The sequence below is a fragment of the Bacillus pretiosus genome (assembly GCF_051294775.1).
Lineage (GTDB): Bacteria > Bacillota > Bacilli > Bacillales > Bacillaceae_G > Bacillus_A > Bacillus_A wiedmannii.
On sequence record NZ_JBPPHF010000539.1, the window covers coordinates 1 to 284 of the forward strand.

At 35.2% G+C, this 284-nt stretch carries 1 pseudogene; it reads left to right on the forward strand.

The features are described from left to right. Nucleotides 1–284 (forward strand): annotated as a pseudogene (locus tag ACSG5Z_RS32075) (outer membrane lipoprotein carrier protein LolA); the annotation flags it as partial.

The window sequence follows — 284 nt, forward strand, 5'->3', positions numbered from 1 at the left end:
CAATCAACATCAAAACATGTTGCCGAAACAAGAGATTACAGTGAAGAAAAGTGATTTAACACCAGTTTCGGTGAAGTTAATGGATAATGATCAAAATGTTCTTGTGAAAGTAGATTACTCAAAAGTGAAATTTGATGCGAAATTTGATAAAGGTGCATTTGATACGAAACAAAATATGTCTAGAGCGCAAGTAGATGTTCAAACAACAGCGACAGAAGACAAACCATTTGCTATTTTGTATCCGCGTGATACGCCGCAAGGTATGGTTTTGAAAGATGAAAAAG